General features: G+C 61.7%; 20 protein-coding genes. 5 read left to right on the top strand and 15 right to left on the bottom strand.

Annotation, left to right across the window (positions count from 1 at the left end):
• Positions 1-22: 22 nt before the first annotated feature.
• The 12 genes from FY112_RS28965 to FY112_RS28910 form a co-directional block, all read right to left on the bottom strand.
• Positions 23-1,360, bottom strand: a complete 1,338-nt coding sequence (locus tag FY112_RS28965; protein ID WP_151519872.1) for an NAD(P)/FAD-dependent oxidoreductase — start codon at positions 1,358-1,360, stop codon at positions 23-25.
• Positions 1,361-1,400: 40 nt separating this feature from the next.
• Positions 1,401-2,441: a DUF3445 domain-containing protein gene (locus FY112_RS28960; protein ID WP_017957705.1), complete on the bottom strand. Its 1,041-nt coding sequence runs from the start codon at positions 2,439-2,441 to the stop codon at positions 1,401-1,403.
• A 31-nt stretch (positions 2,442-2,472) separates the two neighbouring features.
• A complete protein-coding gene (locus FY112_RS28955; protein ID WP_017957706.1) occupies positions 2,473-3,438 on the bottom strand; it encodes a PDR/VanB family oxidoreductase in 966 nt (321 codons plus the stop codon).
• Complete coding sequence (locus tag FY112_RS28950) at positions 3,435-4,040, bottom strand: dimethylamine monooxygenase subunit DmmA family protein (protein WP_131643754.1); 606 nt, start codon at positions 4,038-4,040, stop codon at positions 3,435-3,437. The genes FY112_RS28955 and FY112_RS28950 overlap by 4 nt, the downstream gene beginning before the upstream one ends.
• A gap of 11 nt (positions 4,041-4,051) precedes the next feature.
• Positions 4,052-5,185, bottom strand: coding sequence for an aminomethyltransferase family protein (locus tag FY112_RS28945; RefSeq protein ID WP_131643755.1), 1,134 nt, complete (start codon positions 5,183-5,185; stop codon positions 4,052-4,054).
• A 174-nt stretch (positions 5,186-5,359) separates the two neighbouring features.
• On the bottom strand, positions 5,360-6,244 hold the full coding sequence (gene purU, locus FY112_RS28940; protein WP_151519871.1) for a formyltetrahydrofolate deformylase: 885 nt from the start codon (positions 6,242-6,244) through the stop codon (positions 5,360-5,362).
• Between the two features lie 95 nt (positions 6,245-6,339).
• Positions 6,340-7,647 carry a type III glutamate--ammonia ligase gene (gene glnT, locus FY112_RS28935; RefSeq protein ID WP_151519870.1) on the bottom strand — a complete coding sequence of 436 codons (1,308 nt, stop codon included), beginning with the start codon at positions 7,645-7,647 and terminating at the stop codon, positions 6,340-6,342.
• An 83-nt stretch (positions 7,648-7,730) separates the two neighbouring features.
• A complete protein-coding gene (locus tag FY112_RS28930) occupies positions 7,731-9,059 on the bottom strand; it encodes an FMN-binding glutamate synthase family protein (RefSeq protein ID WP_003548137.1) in 1,329 nt (442 codons plus the stop codon).
• 14 nt (positions 9,060-9,073) lie between these two features.
• Entirely contained in the window at positions 9,074-9,760 is a 687-nt protein-coding gene (locus tag FY112_RS28925) for a GXGXG domain-containing protein (RefSeq protein WP_027665463.1), read from the bottom strand.
• Between the two features lie 38 nt (positions 9,761-9,798).
• A complete protein-coding gene (locus tag FY112_RS28920; RefSeq protein ID WP_131643757.1) occupies positions 9,799-10,707 on the bottom strand; it encodes a glutamine amidotransferase family protein in 909 nt (302 codons plus the stop codon).
• A gap of 88 nt (positions 10,708-10,795) precedes the next feature.
• Positions 10,796-11,479 carry a helix-turn-helix domain-containing protein gene (locus FY112_RS28915; protein ID WP_017968483.1) on the bottom strand — a complete coding sequence of 228 codons (684 nt, stop codon included), beginning with the start codon at positions 11,477-11,479 and terminating at the stop codon, positions 10,796-10,798.
• Positions 11,480-11,559: 80 nt separating this feature from the next.
• Positions 11,560-12,519 (bottom strand): GlxA family transcriptional regulator, encoded by a 960-nt coding sequence (locus tag FY112_RS28910; protein ID WP_131643758.1) that lies wholly within the window; start codon positions 12,517-12,519, stop codon positions 11,560-11,562.
• Between the two features lie 86 nt (positions 12,520-12,605).
• Between FY112_RS28910 and FY112_RS28905 the strand changes: the two genes are divergently transcribed.
• Genes FY112_RS28905 through FY112_RS28890 form a run of 4 tightly spaced genes read left to right on the top strand, consistent with a single transcriptional unit; the run spans position 12,606 to position 17,641 of the window.
• Positions 12,606-13,856, top strand: coding sequence for a sarcosine oxidase subunit beta family protein (locus FY112_RS28905; RefSeq protein ID WP_131643759.1), 1,251 nt, complete (start codon positions 12,606-12,608; stop codon positions 13,854-13,856).
• An 11-nt stretch (positions 13,857-13,867) separates the two neighbouring features.
• Positions 13,868-14,149 carry a sarcosine oxidase subunit delta gene (locus tag FY112_RS28900; protein WP_017957716.1) on the top strand — a complete coding sequence of 94 codons (282 nt, stop codon included), beginning with the start codon at positions 13,868-13,870 and terminating at the stop codon, positions 14,147-14,149.
• Entirely contained in the window at positions 14,146-17,118 is a 2,973-nt protein-coding gene (locus tag FY112_RS28895; RefSeq protein ID WP_151519869.1) for a sarcosine oxidase subunit alpha family protein, read from the top strand. Before FY112_RS28900 ends, FY112_RS28895 begins: the two co-directional genes overlap by 4 nt.
• On the top strand, positions 17,096-17,641 hold the full coding sequence (locus FY112_RS28890) for a sarcosine oxidase subunit gamma family protein (protein ID WP_017957718.1): 546 nt from the start codon (positions 17,096-17,098) through the stop codon (positions 17,639-17,641). The genes FY112_RS28895 and FY112_RS28890 overlap by 23 nt, the downstream gene beginning before the upstream one ends.
• An 89-nt stretch (positions 17,642-17,730) precedes the next feature.
• Here FY112_RS28890 and rtcR read toward each other — a convergent pair whose 3' ends face one another.
• Complete coding sequence (gene rtcR, locus FY112_RS28885; RefSeq protein ID WP_151519868.1) at positions 17,731-19,338, bottom strand: RNA repair transcriptional activator RtcR; 1,608 nt, start codon at positions 19,336-19,338, stop codon at positions 17,731-17,733.
• Positions 19,339-19,699: 361 nt separating this feature from the next.
• Between rtcR and FY112_RS28880 the strand changes: the two genes are divergently transcribed.
• Positions 19,700-21,106, top strand: a complete 1,407-nt coding sequence (locus FY112_RS28880) for an RtcB family protein (protein WP_017957720.1) — start codon at positions 19,700-19,702, stop codon at positions 21,104-21,106.
• A 206-nt stretch (positions 21,107-21,312) separates the two neighbouring features.
• Here the strand turns inward: FY112_RS28880 and FY112_RS28875 are convergent, their stop codons facing one another.
• Together FY112_RS28875 and FY112_RS38505 are read right to left on the bottom strand one after the other, a co-directional pair.
• Positions 21,313-22,455: an ATPase, T2SS/T4P/T4SS family gene (locus FY112_RS28875; RefSeq protein ID WP_017957721.1), complete on the bottom strand. Its 1,143-nt coding sequence runs from the start codon at positions 22,453-22,455 to the stop codon at positions 21,313-21,315.
• Positions 22,455-22,586 (bottom strand): hypothetical protein, encoded by a 132-nt coding sequence (locus FY112_RS38505; RefSeq protein WP_003594894.1) that lies wholly within the window; start codon positions 22,584-22,586, stop codon positions 22,455-22,457. Before FY112_RS38505 ends, FY112_RS28875 begins: the two co-directional genes overlap by 1 nt.
• Positions 22,587-22,626: the final 40 nt, after the last annotated feature.

The raw sequence follows: 22,626 nt of genomic DNA, 5'->3' as shown, positions 1-22,626 counted from the left end.
CCGGCAATGTAGGCCCGCCTCATCAGTTGCGCAGATATTCCTCCATGGAATCGTCGAGCGCCTCGACCCAGGGTGTGTGGTGCGTCGGCGACATGTTGCCGGTCATCAGCGACCGGTAGGCATGGTCGCGGAAGCCCATGATGTTGTGGGCCTTGTGGTGTTCCCACTCCATGAAGGTCTGGTTGGTCCCCTCGATGTCGAAGTTGGGATAATCGGTTTCGGCAAGCAGTTCCTTCACATAGTCGCCCTGATACCAGATCATCTGCTCGGCATCCTCGAGCGTATCCTCACGGGCGCGCCACATGTCGAAATTGGCCTTCAACTCCTCTTCCGGCGGCAGGGTGATGCGGCCCATCATCACGTCGCGCGCCCACCAGGCCTGCACGTCGAACATGTTGAAGGTGTAGAACTGGTCCTGCATGCCGATATAGAAAAGCTGCGGGTTCTTGTCGAAGATCACACCCTTGTAGAGGCCGTCAGCCCAGAGGCGGTTGGCGGTCTTCAGCCGGAGATCGTCAGGCAGGAAGGGGAAATGGTGCTGGTAGCCGGTGCAGAGGATCACCGCATCGACCTCCTTGGTCGAGCCGTCGAGGAAATGCGCCGTGCGGTTTTCGAGCTTGGTCAGCAGCGGCCGCTCTTCGAAATTCTCCGGCCATTTGAAGCCCATCGGCTTTGAACGATAGCTCGTCGTCACCGATTTCGCGCCGTATTTCCAGCATTGCGAGCCGATGTCTTCGGCCGAATAGCTGCGCCCGACGATCAGGATGTCCTTGCCCTTAAACTCCAGCGCGTCGCGAAAGTCATGGGCATGCAGCACGCGGCCGTTGAAGGTCTTCACACCCTCGAAATAGGGAACGTTCGGCGTCGAGAAGTGACCTGACGCCACGACGACATAGTCGAACTCCTCGTCATACATCCGGTCTTCGATGCGGTTATGCGCCGTCACCGTGAATTTCTTCGTCGCTTCGTCGAAGCGGACCATGCGCACCGGCGTGCTGAAACGCACCCAGTGGCGGACGTTCGCCTTCTCGACGCGGCCCTTGATGTAATCCCAGAGCACGGCGCGCGGCGGATAGGAGGCGATCGGCTTGCCGAAATGCTCCTCGAAGGAATAATCGGCGAATTCGAGGCATTCCTTCGGGCCGTTCGACCAGAGGTAACGATACATGCTGCCGTGGACCGGCTCGCCATATTCGTCGAGCCCGGTGCGCCAGGTATAGTTCCAGAGCCCACCCCAGTCCGACTGCTTTTCGAAGCATACGATCTCCGGGATCTCAGCGCCCTTCTGTGCGGCCGATTGAAAGGCGCGCAGCTGCGCCAGCCCGGAAGGCCCGGCACCGATGACGGCTACTCTTGTCATGAAGCATTCCCCTCTTGATTATATCGTATTGTCCTGCGTGTCAGTCCGGATAGATGCCGGGGCTGGTCGGGGCCCCGTCGTCATATTTGGAAAGCCAGTCGATCGTCGTCTCGCGGAAGCGGGTGAGGCCCTTGTAGTCGATAAGCTCCGGCGGCAGCGTCTTCAGCACGCGCGGGAAGCGGCGCGCCCATTTCGGCACGGTGACGAGCTCTTCCATGTTCATCAGGTAACAGCGGATGACGAAGAGGATGGCGTTCGAGCGCGGCAGGCGCCAGAGGCTCTGCAGCTCGACGCGCAAATGCACCTTCTCGCCGACATTCTCCGGCTTCACCGTGGTGCGGTCAGGACCCCATTTGTGATAATTCTCCGGGCTGGTGTCGAGCCGCGGATTGATCGTCATCGTCCAATTGAAGCGCCGTGTCGGCTTGCCCTGCTGCAGGTTCAACAGGAATTTCAGCGCCCGGTCGAAGACACCGATCTGGTGGGCGAGCGGCACCGGCCCGTGCCATTCCATGAAGTTCATGCCGATATCGAAATCGAGCGACCAGTCGGCCTGCGTCGTCACCATGCCGGCGTCCATCCAGAGATTGCCGTCGCGCTGGTCGACGATGCAGAAATCGCCCTGGGCCTGGCGGGTGATATATTCGAAGGGCTCGTAGGGCAGCGTCGAGGTATCGCCGAAGGTGAAGCTGTCGTCGATGCCGAGCGGGCGGTTGATCCAGCGCCACTGGTCGCCGTTGCGGATCAGCGTGAAGTGGTCGGGGTAACCCGCCGCTTGCTCTTCCATCAAAAGTTCGAGCGTGTCCCATTGCGCGCTCATCATGTGCGGCAGCGCCTGGTAGCGCAGCGGATCTTCCTTCAGGACCAGCGCCCGGTCGTGCATCTCGGCGACATAATGCTCGTCGACGTCGATCAGGCTTTCGTAGACGGTTCCCGCCCGGCCGTGCACATGCGGCTCCATATTGACCGAATACATGTATTCGTCGCGGTCGAACGGAAACGGGAAACGCCGGATGTTCTCGGGGCTGTTCCGATAGCTGAAATCGTTCCGGAAGGTTTCCTGCTTGAAGACGATTGCCATGTCCGGTCTCCTTGTTCCGCTTCCGATGTCGCTAGAGATCAAGATGCAGCGTGTTTCCCTCGAAGCGGGAAACGCAGATCATCACCTTGCGGCCGGATGCTTTTTCTTCGTTCGTCAGATAGACGTCATGGTGCAGCAGCTTGCCGTCGCAGGTGACGACCCCGGTCTCACATTGACCACAGGCGCCGCCGCGACAGAGGAATGGCGCGTCGACGCCCACCGCCTCGATCGCCTCCAGCATGCTTTCGTGATGGCCGACCTTCACGGTCTTGCCGGACCGCAGGAGCTCGATCGCGAAGGGCTTGCCTGGTAGAGACGACAGGAACCGTTCCGAATGCAGGTTCTGCTCCGGCCAGCCGGCGTCCAGTCCCGCCTTCAGCACGCCGTCGATCATGCCGGATGGGCCGCAGACATAAAGATGCGTGCCGAGCGGCTGGGTGCCGAGCAGGCGCGTCAGGGGGATGGCGCCGCCTTCGGCGTCGCAATAGATCTTGATGCGATGTCCGCCATAGCGCTCGACGAGTTGCTGCCAATAGGCGCCGCGGTCGCGCGTGCGGATGGCATAATGCAGCTCGAAATTGGCGCCCTCGCGGGAAAACTGCTCCATCATCGCAATGAAGGGGGTAATGCCGATGCCGCCGGCGATCAGAAGATGCTTGCGCCCGCGCCAGTCCGGCTGGAACAGGTTGACGGGATAGCTGACCTTCAGCTCGTCGCCTTCGCTAAGCTTCTCATGCATGAAGGTGGAGCCGCCGCGCGAATCCTCGACGTGCAGCACACTGATCTCATAGGCTGCGCAATCATGCGGCGGCGACATCAGCGAATAGGCGTTGCGGCGCATATGGCCGCCATCATTCATCAAAACGATGACGTGGGCGCCGCCGGAGAAATACGGCATAGGCTTGCCGTCAAGGCGCTCGAAACGGAAGCGCTTGACGCGCTCGGCGATCGGCGTGATCCGCGTCACGCGGACAGGAATTTCAGTGCCACCGCTCAAAGGAACAACTCCTCCGGATCAGGCGCGCTGCCCGGTTCTTCCGCATCGATATTGACGCCCTGGAAGGCGGCGAGCCGACGCGAATAATGGTCGCGCACCAGAAGCGGCAGCCCGCAATGGCTACAAGTGAAGGGGCTGGTGGTGACGTCGTCGGTGATGCCCTTGCAATGGACGCATTGCACGCGCCGGGCCAGCGAGCCGCGATGCTCGGTGATGACGGAGGCATGGTCCATGCCGTAATCGAGCGCCACGAGCATTGCCTGGCCGATGAAGCCTTCCGTGCCCGATAGATAAAGCCGCGTGCCCATATGGGCGGTGGCAAGCGAACCCTTCAATCGGAAGAGCAGCGTTGCGATGGTCGGGGCGGTGAAGAACATGTCGGCGCCGAGGCGGCGCAGCGTCTCGTCCAGGCCGGTGCCTTGCGAGCCGCGGGCGACATAGAGGATTTCGCCGCGGGAAAGCGCCGTTTCGTCAAGCGCCGGCTGCTGATCGAGGAGCGCCTTGGCACCCTCCCCTTCGAGCGCGAAAATGTGCCGCCGGGCGTTGGGCTGGATGGTCAGGCCCGTGTAGACTGGTCGGCTCTTGATGCCTGCAACGAGCATTGGCGTGCTCCTTAACCTACGGCGGTCCTCTTCTTCTTCTCCGGATCGTCGAAAGGAAGCGTGTGGGCGGTGGCGCCTGCCTTCACGGTCTTGCCGCGGACTTCGAGTTTCGTCCCATGCACCGCCTTGTCAACGTCCAGACGGGCAATCGCCATGGATTTCTTCGTCAGCGACGAATAGCTCGGGCAGGTAATGACGCCGACCTTTTTGCCGTCGGCAAAGACTTCGTCGCCGAGATCGGCCGGTCCGTCGGCATCGATCAGCATGCCGAAGATCTTGAAACGTTCCTTACCCTTGAGGCGCGCATGTTCCTCGGCGCCACGGAAGCCTGTCTTGCCGGGGCTGACGGTAAAGTCGAGGCCGAGTTCCCAGAGGCTGTCGCCGGGCGGCTGATCGGCGAAGGGATACATCTGCGAATTGTCGTAAGGGTAGAAGAGCAGGTAGCTTTCGACCCGCAGCATGTCGAGAACGGAGAAGCAGCAGGGGATGATGCCCATCTCCTTGCCTTCCTCGACGATCCGGTCCCAGACCATGACGGCGTCCTGGCCGCGCACGAAGATCTCGTAGCCGCGTTCGCCGGTATAGCCGGTGCGCGAGATCATCACCGGCGCGCCGAACAGCGTCGTCTGCATGTGGTGGAAATATTTGAGGTCGCGGATGCCGGGCACATATTTGGCGAGATAGTCGACCGCGATCGGACCCTGCAGCGACAGGTCGTGCAGGTCGTCGTCGAAGAGCACGGCGCAATTGCGGCCCGCAGCCTGCTTGACGAGTTCCTCGTGGCCGGAGCCGGAGCCATGCACCAGCATCCAGGAATTCGGGCCGGTGCGATAGACGATGCAGTCGTCGGTGAAGTGGCCGCGCTCGTTCAGCATGGTCGCATAGACCGACCGGCCGGGGTAGATCTTCGTCAGGTCGCGGGTGGTGATGGAGTCGAGCACGGCGATGGCGTGCGGGCCGACCAGGTGCACCTTCTTCAGGCCCGAGACATCCATGATGCCGGCCTTGGTGCGGACGGCGACATGTTCTTCCGACATGTCCTTGTCGTAGGTCCAGGCGGTGCCCATGCCGCTCCAGTCCTCGAGCTTCGATCCCAGAGCGCGATGCCGATCCGCCAAGACGGAGAAACGCCATGATAAAGCCATTGTCCGTTCCCTTTTGTTTCCTCTACGGAATATTTATTTCCTGACTATATTCGTCTTTCGCGCCGTGGCAACCCCGCCCGACATGCATTTCCCAAAACTTTCGGCGCCCTTGCTGCATCCCTTACCGAATGAATGAGGGATGCGGCGACGCTTTTGCCGTCCCTCAACCCGTCTCTAACCCATCCGCTCCGACGCGTAACTTCCGGGGCTTGCCGGGAAGACCACGGTGCGGTTGCCGTTGATGAAGGTGCGGTGATGGATATGGGCGTGGATGGCGCGCGCCAGCACCTGGCTTTCGACGTCGCGGCCGATCGAGACATAGTCGTCGGGCGACTGCGCATGGGTGATGCGCGCCGTGTCCTGCTCGATGATCGGGCCTTCGTCGAGATCGGCGGTGACATAATGCGCCGTCGCCCCGATCAGCTTCACGCCGCGGCCGTAGGCCTGTTTGTAGGGATTGGCGCCCTTGAAGCTCGGCAGGAAGGAATGGTGGATGTTGATGATCTTCCCGGACATTTTCTGGCACATCTCGTCCGACAGGATCTGCATGTAGCGGGCGAGCACGATCAGCTCGGTGCCGGTCTGCTCGGCCACGTCCATGATATGGGCCTCGGCCTGCACCTTGTTGGCCTTGGTGACCGGAATATGGTGGAAGGGGATGTCATGGTTCACCACGACCTTCTGGTAGTCGAAATGGTTGGAGACGACACCGACGATATCGATCGGCAGCGCGCCGATCTTCCAGCGGTAGAGCAGGTCGTTCAGACAATGGCCGAAGCGCGAGACCATCAGCAGCACCTTCATGCGCTTTTCGCTGTCGTGAAAATCGTAGTCCATTTCGAAGGGCGCGGCGACGGCTGCGAAACCGGCGGCGATATCGGTGCCCGAAAACCCCTCCTCCGAAATGAAGCTGACGCGCATGAAGAACTTGCCGGTATCGAGATCGTCGAACTGCGAACTGTCGATGATGTTGCAGCCCTTTTCGGCCAGATAGCTCGAAATCGCCGCGACGATGCCGCGTGTCGATTTGCAGGATACGGTGAGTACGAAGTTCTTCATGCTGTCACTTTCTTCGCTATCCCAAGCGCAGAGGGCAGATCACGCCGGAGCTGTCCGCTCCGGCGCATCAGCGTGTCTGCAGAACGTCCGTCCGTTCAGATATCGAGCGTGCTGTCGCGTTCCCACTGGGTGAAATGCGAGCAGTAGGCATTCCATTCCTGATGCTTGAGCTTGAGATAGGCGGCGGAAAACTCGGCCCCGATCGCCTGCTTCAAGCCCTCGTCGGCATCATAGGCGCGCAGCGCGTCGAGCAGATTGAGCGGCAGGCGCGGCGCGTCCTTTACCAGGTACCCCTCGGCATACATGTCGATATCGTAGTGCCGGCCGGGATCGGCTTGGCTGCGGATGCCGTCGAGGCCGGCGGCGATGATGATCGCCTGCAGCAGGTACGGATTGACCGCACCATCAGGCAGGCGCAGCTCGAAGCGGCCCGGTCCCGGCACGCGCACCATGTGGGTGCGGTTGTTGCCCGTCCAGGTCACGGTGTTCGGCGCCCAGGTCGCGCCCGATGTGGTGCGCGGCGCGTTGATACGCTTATAGGAATTGACCGTCGGATTGGTGATCGCGGCAAGGGCGGAGGCGTGCTTCATGATGCCGCCGAGGAAGGTTTTACCCTGAGCGGAGAGCCCAAATGGCATTTCCTTGTCCGCGAAGGCGTTGACCTTGCCATCGATGTCCCAGACCGAGATGTGGGCATGGCAGCCGTTTCCGGTCAGGCCTTTGAAGGGCTTCGGCATGAACGTCGCGCGAAGGCCGTGCTTTTCGGCGACCGACTTGACCATGAACTTGAAGAAGGAGTGCTTGTCTGCCGTCTGTAGCGCGTCGTCATATTCCCAGTTCATCTCGAACTGGCCGTTCGCGTCCTCGTGGTCGTTCTGATAGGGCTTCCAGCCGAGCTCGAGCATGTAGTCGCAAATCTCGGCGATGACATCATAGCGACGCATCACGGCCTGCTGATCGTAGCAAGGCTTTTCGGCGGTATCGAACTGGTCAGAAATCACCGAGCCGTCCGCGGAGATGAGAAAGAACTCGGGCTCCACGCCGGTTTTCACCCTGAGCCCTTCTTTCGCAGCTTCAGCGACCAGTCTTTTCAGCACCACGCGCGGTGCCTGTTCGACAGGCTGATCGTCCATCACGCAGTCGGCGGCAACCCATGCGACGTCTTTCTTCCAGGGTAGCTGGATGACGGAGGAAGCATCGGGAAGCGCGAACAGGTCGGGATGGGCAGGCGTCAGATCGAGCCAGGTTGCAAAGCCCGCAAAGCCGGCGCCATCATTCTGCATATCGGCGATGGCTTCTGCGGGGACCAGCTTGGCGCGTTGGCCGCCGAACAGGTCGGTATAGCTGATCATGAAATATTTGATGCCTTTGTCTCTGGCAAAAGCAGCAAGGTCCAGTGTCATTCTCGTTCCCCTTTGGATTTCTTGGAGACACTTTGCTTATGGATGCGAGACGGCCGGGACGTTTGCCCGGCCGGTAGTAGAAATCAGTAGCCTCCCTTGCCGGGATACCAGTTGGTGCCGGCGAGCGGGATCTGGGCCATGGCAGCCGCCTCCATCGTCAGCGCGCAAAGATCTTCCGGTTCCAGGTTGTGCAGGTGGTTCTTGCCGCAGGCGCGCGCGATGGTCTGGGCTTCCAGCGTCATAACCTTCAGATAGTTGGCGAGACGGCGGCCGGCGGCGATCGGATCAAGGCGCTTCATCAGTTCCGGGTCCTGCGTCGTGATGCCGGCCGGGTCCTTGCCTTCGTGCCAGTCGTCATAGGCGCCGGCCGTCGTGCCGAGCTTCTGGTATTCTTCTTCCCAGTGCGGATCGTTGTCGCCGATCGCAACGAGTGCTGCCGTGCCGATGGCAACGGCATCGGCGCCCAGCGCCAGTGCCTTGGCCACGTCGGCGCCTGAACGGATACCGCCCGAGATGATCAGTTGCACCTTGCGATGCATTCCGAGGTCCTGCAGCGCTTGGACCGCGGGGCGGATGCAGGCGAGCGTCGGCATGCCGACATTCTCGATGAAGACATCCTGCGTCGCGGCGGTTCCGCCCTGCATGCCATCGAGCACCACCACGTCGGCCCCAGCCTTCACGGCAAGCGCCGTATCGTAATAGGGACGCGCGCCGCCGACCTTCACATAGATCGGCTTTTCCCAGTCGGTGATCTCGCGCAGTTCCAGGATCTTGATTTCGAGGTCGTCCGGGCCTGTCCAATCCGGATGGCGGCAGGCCGAGCGCTGATCGATGCCCTTCGGCAGATTGCGCATGTTGGCGACCCGATCGGAGATCTTCTGGCCGAGCAGCATGCCGCCGCCGCCGGGCTTGGCACCTTGACCGACAACCACTTCGATCGCATCGGCGCGACGCAGGTCCTTGGGATTCATGCCGTATCGCGACGGCAGATACTGGTAGACCAGCGTCTGTGAATGGCCGCGCTCTTCATCGGTCATCCCGCCGTCGCCTGTCGTGGTGGAGGTTCCGGCAATCGTCGCGCCGCGTCCGAGCGCTTCCTTGGCATTGCCGGAGAGCGCGCCGAAGCTCATGCCGGCAATGGTGATCGGCGTCTTCAGGTGGATGGGCTTTTTGGCGAAGCGCGCGCCGAGGACGACCGATGTGTCGCACTTCTCGCGGTAACCTTCGAGCGGATAGCGCGAGATCGATGCGCCGAGAAACAGCAGGTCGTCGAAATGCGGAACCTTCCGCTTGGTGCCGGCGCCACGGATGTCGTAAATGCCGGTCGCCGCAGCACGGCGGATTTCCGCCAGCGTGTAATCGTCGAAGGTCGCGGACTTGCGCGGCGGGGTATAGGGGTTGTGATAGCTCATGATGGTCCCTCGCCTTAATATGCGTCAGCGTTGTCGATATTGAAATTGTAGAGTTTGCGGGCGGAGCCGTAACGCTTGAATTCCTCGGGCCTCACTTCGCTCACCCCCGCCTTTTCGAGAAGTTCGGCCAGCTTCGTCAGATGCTCGGGACGCAGCTCCTTTTCGATGCAATCGGCACCCAGGCTCTTGACCGAACCGCGCACGAAGAGCTTCGCCTCGTAGAGCGAATCCCCAAGTGCATCGCCGGCATCGCCGAGCACCACGAGGTGGCCGGACTGGCCCATGAAGGCGGACATGTGGCCGATATTGCCATGAACGACAATGTCGATGCCCTTCATCGAGATGCCGCAGCGTGACGCCGCATTGCCCTTGATGACAAGGAGGCCGCCGCGGCCGGTTGCCCCGGCATACTGGCTGGCATCGCCCTCGATGACGACTGTTCCAGACATCATGTTTTCCGCAACACCCGGACCTGCCGAACCGTGAACGGTGACGGTCCCGCCGTCGTTCATCCCGGCGCAGTAATAGCCGACCGACCCCTTCACATCGACCGTGACCGGTGCATCGATGCCGACGGCAACCGAATGGCTGCCGCGCGGATTGACGACTTCGAAGGAAAGATCGTTCGAACCGTTCTGGATGTTGTGCAGGGCGCTGTTGAGTTCACGCAACGGCGTAGTGGCAAGATCAATGACAGGCATGTTTCGATAACCCTTGGAGAATACGCATGAGGCGCCGGTCAAGCGACCTTCTGGTGATCCCAGAAATAGACGGTTGCAGGCTCCGGCTCCCAGACCCGGGCATTCTCGATGCCGGGCAGATTGACGAGCGCCCGGTATTCCGAACCGAAGGCGACATACTGGTCCGTTTCGGCCATAACGGCGGGCTTGCAGGCGATCGCATCGCGCACGACGCCGAAGCCGGACTTCGTGCCGACGACGAAGGTGAAGAAGCCGTCGAGGTCACCCACCGCGCCTTCCAGCGCCTGGCCGAGATTCTTGCCCTTGGCCATCTCTGCCGTCAGATAGGCGGCGGCGACCTCGGTGTCGTTTTCGGTTTCGAAGGTCATGCCTTCGCGCTTCAGCTCGCGGCGCAGATTGTTGTGGTTGGACAGCGAACCATTATGCACCAGGCATTGGTCGGAGCCGGTGGAGAAAGGATGGGCGCCGAGCGTCGTGACGGCCGATTCCGTCGCCATGCGGGTATGGCCGATGCCGTGGGTGCCGGCCATCGAATTGACCGCGAAGCGGGAGACGACATCCTTCGGCAGGCCGGTTTCCTTATAGATCTCGATGGCGTCGCCGCTGCTCATGATGCGGATGTTCGGACGCAGTTCCGCAACGGCTGCCTTGCCCGTGTCAAGCAGATCCTTGGCAAGCGTGATGACGGCATGCGTGCTCTTCACCTGGATGGCGACCGACGCGCCAACCGCCTGGCCGAGCTCGGCCTCGAGACCGGCGAAATCCTTCTTTGGATTGGCCGACTGGATGGTGATCTTGGCATTGTTGCCGCTGGCGTCGCCATAGATCGCGATGCCGGCGCTGTCCGGCCCCCGATCCGTCATCGTCACCAGCATCGAGGACAGCAGTGCCCCGAGCTCCGGTTCGAGACTTTTATCCTTGAGGAAGAGACCCACAATTCCGCACATGACCAGACCTCCGTTCGTGTTGAGAAAGGACTAGCAGGTCTGTTTTGGATTTTCAACTCGGAAGAAAGATTTTTTCTTTTAAGGCAAGTCAGCTTTTCGAGCTCTGCTGTGGATAGCTGATGATCGAGAGGTATTTGCTCGGCAGTTTCACCAGCTGTTCCGGCCCATGCGGCGCATCGGCGTCGAAGAACAGGCTGTCGCCCGGCTGCATCTGGAAAAGCTGGTCGCCGTGACGGTAGACCACCTCGCCTTCGAGCATATAAAGAAATTCCATCCCCTCATGCTGGAAGGTTGGGAAGATGTCGGAGTCGGTCGTCAGGGTGATGAGGTAGGGCTCGACGATGACGCCGCTGGTATTGTTGTCGATATGACCGAGCACATTATATTGGTGGCCGGCGCGGGTGCCGCGCCGTTCGAGCTCGATGCCCTGGCCTGCCTTGACGAAGACGGCGTTGCGCGGTTCCTCGAAACGGCGGAAGAAGGCGGTCAGCGGCACGCCGAGCGCCCGCGACAGCGATTGCAGCGTCGTCAGCGACGGCGATATGTTGCCGTTCTCGATCTTCGACAGCATACCGAGCGAAATGCCGGTCGCCGCCGCCAGATCGGTGACCGTGATGCCGAGTTTCTTGCGGTAGGCGCGCACCTCATGGCCGATCGCCATTTCGAGGTTGTTTTCCTTCGGCTCGCGGACGGCGTGCGGGTCCTGGGAAAAGGGAGCGCGTCCACTATGCGCCTGTTCCGGTTGCTCTGCCGCTTCACGCTTGGATTTCATGGATTTTCCCCTGCCGCCTTCTCTTTTGTCCAAAGGCAACCCTATCGTCATAGTGAAAATTCCTCAACCGTGAAGAAAACCTATTCCCGCCGCGCCGCGCGCGGGGCGATGCCGTAGACGGCACGGAACATCCGGGAAAAATGGCTCAGGCTAGAAAAGCCGGTGGCCACCGCGATTTCCGAGACGGAAAGCGGGCTTTGCTTCAGCAGCCGATGGGCATGCTGCAGCCTGATCCTGCGGTACTGATCAAGGAAGGTGGTGCGGAGATGGATCGAAAAGAGCCGGTCGAGATGGCGGGTGGTGACGCCGGCAATGCGCGCCATAGCGGCGCGCTCCAGCGGCATCTCGATCGTCTCCTCCATCCGTTCGAGAACGTTAAGCAGACCGGGATGATGGACGCCGTAACGCTGCGCCAGCGAGGCGCGCTGGGGTGCCGCGGGCTCATTGACCTCGGTATGAAGATACCAGTCACTGACCCGGCGGGCGAAATCCGGCCCCATGCGCTCGGCGATCAGCACATGCATCATGTCGAGCGGTGCGATGCCGCCGCCGCAGGTAATCCTGTTGCCGTCGATCATGAAGCGCGCCTGGCGCGGCGTGAGATCCGGGAAGGCTTCGAGAAGGGCGGCCGCATGCTCCCAGTGGATGGTGAAGTCGCGGCCGCCGAGCAGTCCGGCGGCGGCCATCAGATAGGGGCCGCCCGAGATGCCGCCGATCCTCACACCTTCGCGCGACAACTGCCTCAAACAGGAAAGCACGCCGGGATACCGCCAGTCCCGGGGCAAACCGCCGGCGCAGACGAAGGCCGTTCCGAGGCCCGCGCCCCTGGCGGGCAGAGATTCAGCGGGCACGCTGACGCCCGAGGAGGAGAGTGCCGCTGCGCCATCCGGCGAAAAGATCTGCAGCCGATAGATCTCGCGTCCGGCCAGAAGATTTGCCGCCCTGAGCGGTTCGGTCGCCGAGGCATAGGACATCAGCGCAAATCCCGGGATGAGGATAAAGCCGATCGTCTGCACATTTCTGGCATCAAGCGAGGACATGTCTCCTTCTTAGCCAATCATGTCCTTTCTGTGCAAGTCCGCCCTCCTCTTTCTGGCATCATGCAGATGTTCTTTCCGGGTGACCCATGCGCTATTCCGCTCTTTCGATTTTCCTGAACGGCCTTCGCGGCAACAAAGGCTGGGCGCCGGCCTGGCGCGATCCGGCGCCGAAGCCGCATTACGACGTCATCATCGTTGGCGGCGGCGGCCATGGCCTTGCCACCGCCTATTATCTTGCCAAGGAATTCGGCGTCACCAACGTCGCCGTCCTCGAAAAGGGCTATCTCGGCTCCGGCAACATCGGCAGGAACACGACGATCATCCGCTCGAATTACCTGCTGCCGGGCAATAATCCCTTCTACGAGCTGTCGATGAAGCTCTGGGAGGGGTTGGAGCAGGACTTCAACTTCAACGCCATGGTCTCGCAGCGCGGCGTTCTCAACCTCTTCCATTCCGACGCGCAGCGTGACGCCTATACGCGCCGCGGCAACGCCATGCGGCTGCACGGTGTCGACGCCGAGCTTCTCGATCGCCAGGCGGTGCGCAAGAAACTGCCGTTCCTCGATTTCGACAATGCCCGTTTCCCTATCATGGGCGGCCTGTTCCAGCCGCGCGGCGGCACGGTGCGCCATGATGCGGTCGCCTGGGGTTATGCGCGCGGCGCCGATCAACGCGGTGTCGACATCATCACCCAGTGCGAGGTGACCGGCATCCGCCGCGAAAACGGCCAGATTACCGGCGTCGAGACCAGCAAGGGTTTCATCGGCTGCGGCAAGCTGGCGCTTGCTGCCGCCGGCAACTCCACCGTCGTCGCCGATATGGCTGGCCTTCGCCTGCCGATCGAAAGCCATGTGCTGCAGGCCTTCGTTTCGGAGGGGCTGAAGCCGTTCATCGACACGGTCGTCACCTTCGGCGCCGGGCATTTCTACGCGTCCCAGTCGGACAAGGGCGGCCTCGTCTTCGGCGGCGACATCGACGGCTACAATTCCTATGCCCAGCGCGGCAATCTCGCCTCGGTCGAGCATGTCGCCGAAGCCGGGCTGGCGCTGATTCCGTCGCTGTCGCGCGTGCGATATCTGCGCTCCTGGGGTGGCGTCATGGATATGAGCATGGACGGCTCGCCGATCATCGACCGCACCCATGTCGACAATCTCTATCTCAACACCGGCTGGTGTTACGGCGGCTTCAAGGCTACACCCGCCTCCGGCTTCTGCTACGCCCATCTGATCGCCCGCAACGCGCCGCATCAGACCGCCCGCGCCTTCCGGCTCGATCGTTTCGCGCGCGGCTACCCGATCGACGAAAAGGGCGTCGGCGCCCAGCCCAATCTGCACTGAGGACATTTAAGATGGCAAGCCTGATTTCCTGTCCTCATTGCGGCGCCCGACCGAAGGAGGAATTCTCGATCCGCGGCGATGCCGGCCTTGTCAGGCCGGCGCCGGATGCCGGTGCGGAGGCCTGGTTCGATTATGTCTATCTGCGCGACAATCCGCGCGGCCGGCACAGCGAATATTGGCACCATTCCTCCGGATGCCGCCGCTGGCTGATCGTCGAACGCGATACCGTCACCCATGCGGTCCATGGCGTCAGGGATGCTGCCCTTTCCAAGCTCGGCGGAGAACCGGCATGACGAGCTTCCGTCTTTCCTCCGGCGGCCGCATCGACCGCGCTACTTCGCTCGGCTTCACCTTCGACGGCAAGCCTCTTGAGGGCCATCCGGGCGACACACTCGCCTCGGCGCTGCTTGCCAATGGTGTCCAGCTCGTCGGCCGCAGCTTCAAATATCACCGTCCGCGCGGCATCCTGACAGCGGGGGCTGCCGAACCGAACGCGCTGGTGACGACGGGTAGCGGCGGGCGCACCGAACCGAATACGCGCGCGACGATGATCGAGCTTTACCAGGGGCTGACCGCAAAGAGCCAGAACCGCTGGCCCTCGCTCGGCTTCGATGTCGGCGCGGTCAACGGACTGCTGTCGCCCTTCCTCAGCGCCGGCTTCTACTACAAGACTTTCATGTGGCCGGCGGCCTTCTGGGAAAAGCTCTATGAGCCGGTGATCCGCAAGGCGGCAGGCCTCGGCAGGGCATCCTATGAGGCCGATCCCGATTCCTACGAAAAATGTTGGGCGCATTGCGATCTGCTGGTGGTTGGCGCAGGCCCCGCCGGTCTTGCCGCAGCGCTGACCGCCGGGCGCGCCGGTGCGCGCGTCATCCTCGCCGACGAGGGATCCGAACTCGGCGGCAGCCTGCTTTCCGACAGCGGCACCATCGACGGCGAGCCAGCGGACGCGCTTCTCGGCGAGCTGCTTGCCGAACTGGCGAGCCTGGAGAATGTGCGCCGCCTGCCGCGGATGACGGTGTTCGGCTGGTACGACGACAATGTCTTCGGCGCCGTCGAACGGGTGCAGAAGCATGTGGCGATGCCCGATCCCGATCGTCCTGTCGAAAGATTGTGGCGCATCGTCGCCCGCCAGGCGATCCTCGCGACCGGCGCCGAGGAGCGTCCGCTTGTCTTCGGCGGCAATGATATTCCCGGTGTGATGATGGCAGGCGCGATGCGCAGCTATCTCAATCGACAAGCGGTCGCGCCCGGCAGAAGCACGGTGATCTTCACCACCAACGATGCAGGATATCGCACCGCTGCGGATCTTGAAGCCGCCGGCCTCGCCGTTGCGGCGATCGTCGACAGCCGCAGGGATGTGGCCGCGAGCTGGCAGGGCCGCGCCGAAGTGCTGGAGGGCGCCAGGGTCATCGATGCGTTTGGCGGCAAGAGCCTGCGCGGCGTCACCATCAAGACCGCAGACGGCACCCGCCGGATCGAAGCGGATGCGCTTGCTATGTCGGGCGGCTGGAGCCCGATCATTCATCTTGCCTGTCATCGCGGCGCGAAGCCGCAATGGTCGCACGAGGCCTCGGCGTTTCTGGCACCTGTCCAGCAGGAAGGTCTGACCGTTGCCGGCTCGGCCGCCGGCATGGCGCAAACCGCGACCTGCCTCGGGGATGGCGCCGCAAAGGCCGCTGCCGCGTTGAAGGCGATCGGTTTCGCAGCGGCGGAGCCGGCCTTTGCTGCCGCTTCCGAGACGGCCGCACAGGCAAAGCCGCTCTGGTCGGTCAAGGGCTCGAAGGGCAAGGCCTTCGTCGATTATCAGAACGACGTGCATCTCAAGGACCTCGGCCTCGCCGTCCGCGAAGGCTACGGCCATGTCGAGCTCGCCAAGCGGTACACCACATCAGGCATGGCGACCGACCAGGGCAAGCTTTCCAATATCAACGCCATCGGCATCCTTGCCGAGGCGCGCGGCGTGTCGCCGGCCGAAGTGGGAACGACGACCTTTCGGCCCTTCTATACGCCGGTTTCCTTCGGCGCCTTGGCCGGGACATCGCGCGGCAAACATTTCCAGCCGGCGCGCAAATCGCCGCTGCATGGCTGGGCCGAGAAGAACGGCGCGGTCTTCGTCGAAACCGGCCTCTGGTACCGGTCCTCCTGGTTCCCGCGCGCCGGTGAGACGACGTGGCGCAAAAGCGTCGACCGCGAGGTGCTGAACATCCGGAAGAATGCCGGCCTCTGCGACGTCTCGACCCTCGGCAAGATCGAAATCTTTGGCAAGGATGCCGCGACCTTCCTCGATCGCATCTATTGCAACGGCTTCGCCAAGCTCGCCGTCGGCAAGGCGCGTTACGGCATCATGCTGCGTGAGGACGGCTTCATCTACGATGACGGCACCACCAGCCGGTTCAGTGACCACCATTTCTTCATGACGACGACGACGGCGCTCGCCGCCGGCGTGCTGACCCATCTCGAATTCTGCGCCCAGACGCTCTGGCCGGAACTCGACGTCTGCTTCGCCTCCTCGACCGATCAATGGGCGCAGATGGCCGTCGCCGGGCCGAAGTCGCGTATCATTCTCCAGGAGATCGTCGACGAGGATCTGTCGGATGCAGCCTTCCCCTTCATGAGCGCCCGCAAGGTCTCCCTGTTCGGCGGCCAACTTGAAGGCCGGCTCTTCCGGATCTCCTTCTCCGGCGAACTTGCCTACGAGCTGGCAGTACCCGCCGGCTACGGCGAAGGCGTTGCCGATGCGGTCATGGCCGCGGGCGAGAAACATGGCATCTGCGCCTACGGCGCCGAAGCGCTCGGCGTCATGCGGATCGAAAAGGGTCATGTCACTCATGCCGAAATCAACGGCACGGTGACGCCCGGCGATCTCGGCTTCGGCCGCATGGTTTCCTCAACCAAGCCGGATTTCATCGGCAAGGCAATGCTTGCCCGCGAAGGGCTGCAGGATCCCGAGCGGCCCCGCCTCGTCGGCGTCAAGCCGCTTAATCCGGCGACCGGCTTCCGCACCGGCTCGCATATCCTTGCCGAGGGTGCTGCAGCGACGCTCGAAAACGACCAGGGCTACGTCACCTCAAGCGCGTTTTCGCCGGGGCTCGGCCATACGATCGGCCTGGCGCTCGTCAGGCGCGGGCCGGAGCGCATCGGTGAAAAGGTGACGGTCTGGAACGGCCTGCGCAACGAATTTACCGATGCGGTGCTCTGCCATCCCGTCTTCATCGATCCCGAAAACGAGAAGCTCCATGCGTCATCTTCCGCAACATAAACCGGTTCTAGCCGGCATGGCATATAATGGCATCTCAGGGGCCGGCCTCCGGCTGGAAGCCTTGCCGGAGGGCCATCTCCTGCATGTGCTCGGCGCGATCGAGCCCACCGCGCTCGCCACGGAATTGGTGAAAGCAGGCTTTGCGAAAAGTTCGATCCGCCAGGCAGGCTTCCGGCAATGGTTCGTCGCCGGCGACGAACCGCTCGTGCCCGCCAGCCTCGATGCTCTCGTTGCAGCGCTTGCGGGAAAGGCCTCCGTCATGGATCAGAGCCACGGGCGCGTGCGTATCGGCGTTTCCGGCCGTTCTTCGCGGGCGCTTCTCTCAAGGGGGACCGCCGTCGATCTCGATCCTTCCGTCTTTCCGGAAGGCCATTCGGCCATGACAATGGTCGGTCATCTCTCGGTGCAGATCGTCCGCACCGGCGATGACAGCTTCGAACTCACGGTCCTGCGCAGTTTTGCCGAAAGCCTCTGGGACGATCTCGTGCATATGGCGGCGAGCGCCGAAAAGGATAGCGTTTAGAGGTCGTCGGTACTCGCAACATCAAGAACGATGTTAACGGGACGGGATGACCGCGCTCCCTCGTCAAAATAGCCAATGAGCGCTCTATCCTATCCGGGTTTCTTGATGTCCTCGAATCTGAGACTGAAGCGCGCGAGATATTTACTCAGGCGATCGGCGTCGTTGCTGCTCTTTTTCTCCAATCGCGAGATCGCGAACAAGGCTCTGCCCGCCGCGCTTGCCGTGGCATGTTGACGGCAGGTATGAAGAACAGTGGCAAGCTGTGCTGCGTCAAAGCGATCGAGGCTAGCAGCAGTCTCTGCACCCAGCACTTCTTCAATAATCAGATCTACCCTGCCGTCGTCACTCGAGCTGCGCCAAAACGCATTCAGCCGCCGGACTTCATCGTCAACGACGTCACTCGTGATGCGCCCATGCGGCGAGAGGGTCGCCATGCGGGTAACCGAAGCCGACAGGTCGCGAAAGTTGGCACTCCAGACGGCTTGCGGGCCAGTTGCGAAGGTAAGATAGCGTTCGCGTGCTTCCTTGTTGAAAGTAACATTTTCGCCCTCGCGTTCCAGATAGCGCCTGAGCTCGAAGTCGAGATTGGGCTCTATGTCCTCCTTGCGCTCGCGCAGGGCCGGCAGCTGGAAAGTCCAGAGGTTCAGGCGGGCATAGAGATCTTCGCGGAACCTGCCTTTGCGGACATCCTCGCCAAGATCGCGATTGGTGCCGGCGAGCAGTTGAAAGTCTGCGGACGCCTCCCGATCAGCCCCCACGGGCAGGAACTTCTTTTCCTCGATCGCGCGCAGGCACATGGCCTGTTCGTCAAGGCCGAGTTCGCCAATCTCGTCGAGAAACAGCACGCCTTTGTCGGCGGACTTGAGCAAGCCGGCACGCTCCCCGGCAGCGCCGGTAAACGCTCCTTTCACATGGCCGAATAGGGTGGACATGGCCTGGTCGCCGCGTAGGGTCGCGCAGTTGACCTCGATGAACGGACCAGTGACCTTGCGCTGGCTCTTCTTCAACTCGTAGATCCTGCGGGCGAGTTGCGACTTGCCAGCGCCGGTTGGCCCGGTCAGGAGAACAGGCGCGGTCGATCGGATCACCACCCTCTCGATCTCGTCGATCATTCTGTTGAAGGCGGCGCTGCGGGTCGAAATCCCCGATTTCAGGAAAGAGGCGGCGTCTGCGCGCTCGGAGGCGAAGCGCTTGGCGATCTCGTCATAGCGGGAAAGGTCGAGGTCGATGATCCGATGCGTGCCGGCAAAATCCTGCTCCGCTTCCCGGTCGCGCGGTGGCGAGAGCTGCAACAACTGGCCGGGAATGATGCGGGCTTCGGCCAGCAAAAACCAGCAGATCTGTGCGACATGAGTGCCGGTCGTGATGTTGACGAGATAATCTTCCGTGTCAGGGTCGAAGTTGTAGTTGCGGGCAAAGTCCCTGAGGTTCGTGTAGACCTCCGAAAAATCCCAGGGATCTCGAAAGTTGATGATGTTGCTCCGCACCCCCGTTGCAGGCGCCACGGTTTCGATGTCGGCAACGATACGATGACAGAGAGCTTGCGAGTGGTTGTCGTGGATCAGTTCCAGCCGGTCGATAAACAGGCCCGGTTGCTGGCAGAGCGCCACATTGGGCCGCCAGCGGCTCCAGCGATTTTCCCATTTACCTGCATCCAAGGTGGTTCCCAATATGCTGATGGCCACTCGGCGCTTCATGTCTTATCCAAAATTATAAAACGGTATAATTCGCGATAATATAATCGGGCTACGATTTTCGCAATTCATGATTGAGTCCGACGTGGCAGAAAAATTTTTCCTTTTAAAAACAGGTGGATGCACGAAAATTATTGCGTATCTCTCGCTCCTTTCTCCAAACTGGCACGCGTCTTGAAGTGTATCTGGCACGATAAGAAAGCCCTGGCGAATGCCGCCGGTGACTACAGGGACCGCATGGCGCCATGATTATGGAATGCGCGCGGCGGGATAGATCTCCGGCAACGCTCGTCGCCCAGGTGGTGTGAAGAGAAGTAACTGAACAAGAAGGACTGCAGACGCAGAAAAGACAATGATAACGATAATGAGCGGACAGGATTTGATCGATGCCGGCATGAGCCAGGGGAAATGGTTTCGCCCGGCTCTCGATGCGGCCAATGCGGTTTTGAGCAGGGGTGGCTCGGTGACAGATGCGCTGGAGGCGGCAAGGAGCTTCCAGCCAGGTCCGACGCTTGCCTTGAGGGCTGACAACGATGTCGAGATCTATTCCAATATCCGCGCCGAGAACGCCTTCGAACAGGACAATGTAGAGAAGGTCAATGCGACGATGCGGGCGCTGGTGCGTACGCCAGTTGTCCGTTCCGCGGCGATCATGCCGGACGCTTGCCCGGCGGGTCCGATCGGAACGATCCCGGTCGGCGGCGTAGTCGCGTCCGAAGCAATCCATCCCGGCATGCATTCGGCCGATATCTGCTGTTCCATGGCGATCTCGATCTTTCCCGGCACAGATCCGAAGTCGCTTCTGGATGCCGTGCATGCCGTGACGCATTTCGGTCCCGGCGGCCGGCCGCGCGGCGCGCAGATCAGACCTTCCGAGGCGACGCTTTCGGCCTTCGAGCAGAATCCTTATCTGCGCGACGGTGCGCTGAGCGCTGGCATCGAGCATTTCGCCACGCAGGGCGACGGCAATCATTTCGCCTATGTCGGGACGATGAAGTCGACCGGTGAAACCGCGCTTGTGACCCACCATGGATCGCGGGCACCGGGCGCTCGGCTGTACGACAAGGGCATGAAGGTCGCCAACCGGTTTCGGGAGCGCATTTCGCCCGAGACGCATAGGGAAAATGCCTGGATTCCGGCGGATACCGAGGAAGGTGACTGCTACTGGTCGGCGCTGCAGACGATCCGCCAGTGGACGAAGGAAAACCACTATGTCCTTCACGACATGGCGGCGGAAAGACTCTCGGCCAAGGTCGCGGACCGCTTCTGGAACGAGCATAACTTCGTCTTCCGGAAGTCGGACGGGCTGTTCTACCACGGAAAGGGTGCCACCCCTGCCTTCGACAACTGGGCGCATGACGCGACCGATCTGACCATCATTCCGCTCAATATGGCGGAACCGATCCTGATCGTTCGTGGCTCGAACGCTGCCCATGGCCTCGGCTTCTCGCCGCATGGCGCTGGCCGCAACTTTTCGCGCAGCGCGCATATGAGGCAGCTGTCTGCGGAGTATGGGGCGGATTCGCGAGGTCTGAGCCCGAACAACATCGCGGCTATTCTGGAGAAGGAAACAAGCGGTCTCGACGCGCGGTTCTTCTCTGGTTTCGCCGATGTGTCGGAACTGCCGAGTGCCTACAAGAGCGCTGCGAACGTCCGGGCGCAGATCGAGCACTACGGTCTCGCCGAAGTGGTCGACGAGGTAGTCCCCTTCGGGAGCATCATGGCCGGCGACTGGCAGAAGAACGCGCCCTGGCGCAAAAAGCGCCAGTAAACACCGGGGAAGGCAACTAGGCTTGCCTTCCCTCGAATGCACCATGCCTATAAAGGTGCGGTAAGTTTAAAGCTCGGGGCCTTGACTGCAATGGGGTCTTAGCCGATCACAATATATCGCTCGATGATAGGAACGCGGCAGTGCGGGTTTCGTGCGATGCTTCGAGAGTCGGGCAGACAGGCCCAGGTAGCTTTCGCCAATAGGTTTCAAGCTGTATGCAGCGCGGCGGCGCCGACCCATTCGGGGCGCTCGGCGCCTTGCAGTTCTTCCACCGCATCGGCGGCAAAGCTCGGCACGACACCGGTCCACAGCAGTGCGCCATCGGGATTGGAATGGCCGTCGCCCTCGAGCTTGTAGATGCTTTCGACGATATACTGGCCGTCATTGTTCAGGCCCTTGATCTCGGAGATCTCGATCACCCGGCGCCGGCCGGTGCGCTTGAAGCGGGCGATCTGCACGACGACGTCGACCGCCGAGGCGATCTGGGCGCGCAGCGGCCGCAGCGGCATGTCGATATCAGACATCAGCGCCAGCGTCTCCAGCCGGTGCAGGGAGTCATAAGGCGTGTTCGCATGCACCGTCGAAAGGCTGCCGCTGTGGCCTGACGTCATTGCCTGGATCATATCGAGAGCCTCGCCGCCGCGGCACTCGCCGACGATGACCCGGTCGGGCCGCATGCGCAACGACGAACGGAACAGGTCGCGGATGCTGGCGCCGCCGCGGCCGAAGCGGTCGGGCTTCGTCACTTCGAGATAGACCACGTGTTCCTTGCGGATCTGCAGTTCGGACGTGTCCTCGATGACGATGATGCGCTCGTGGTCGGCAAAGGCTTCCGACAGTGCGTTCAGCATCGTCGTCTTGCCGGTGCCGGTGCCGCCGGAGATGATGACGTTTTTCTGCAGCCCGACGGCCGCCTGCAGCAGCGTCAGCGACTGGTCGGTCAGGCTGCCCTGGGTGACGAGATCGCGGATGCTGCGATGTTCCTTCAAAAAGCGGCGAATGGAAATGCAAAGCCCGGTGCGGGAGGCGGGCGGCTGGATCATCTGCACGCGCGAACCATCCGGCAAACGCGCCTCGACGCTCGGCTCCTCCGGCGTCAACCGCTTGCCGGAGAACTGCGCGATGCTGCGCGCGGCCGATTCCAGATCTTCGCGGCTGGCGAAGCGCGTATCGGCCCGTTCGAGCTTGCCTCGTCTTTCGACGAAGATGTCGGATGTGCCGTTGATCAGGATTTCGGACACGCTCGGATCGTCGAGGAGAAAACGGATCGGCCCGAGCAGCTTGTCCAGCGCCCGGGTCAGGACCTGGAAGGTCGCCTGTTCGGCGGCGTCGTCGGAAACGGCCTTCATCAGAGCGGCATCCCGACCAGGACCGTGCTCATGCCGAACAGCGTCGCCATCATCTGAACCGCGGTCGGAAAGAACATCATTAATGGAATGAGGACCAATGCAAGTATCAAGATGCTGCTCATCGTTTCCATCGTTTTCTCTCCGGATCGACTGGCGGGCGATACCCGCCAT

The sequence above is a fragment of the Rhizobium sp. PEPV16 genome (genome assembly GCF_008919455.1).
Taxonomy (GTDB): Bacteria; Pseudomonadota; Alphaproteobacteria; order Rhizobiales; family Rhizobiaceae; genus Rhizobium; species Rhizobium leguminosarum_Q.
This window is presented reverse-complemented; position numbering and strand designations above follow the sequence as displayed.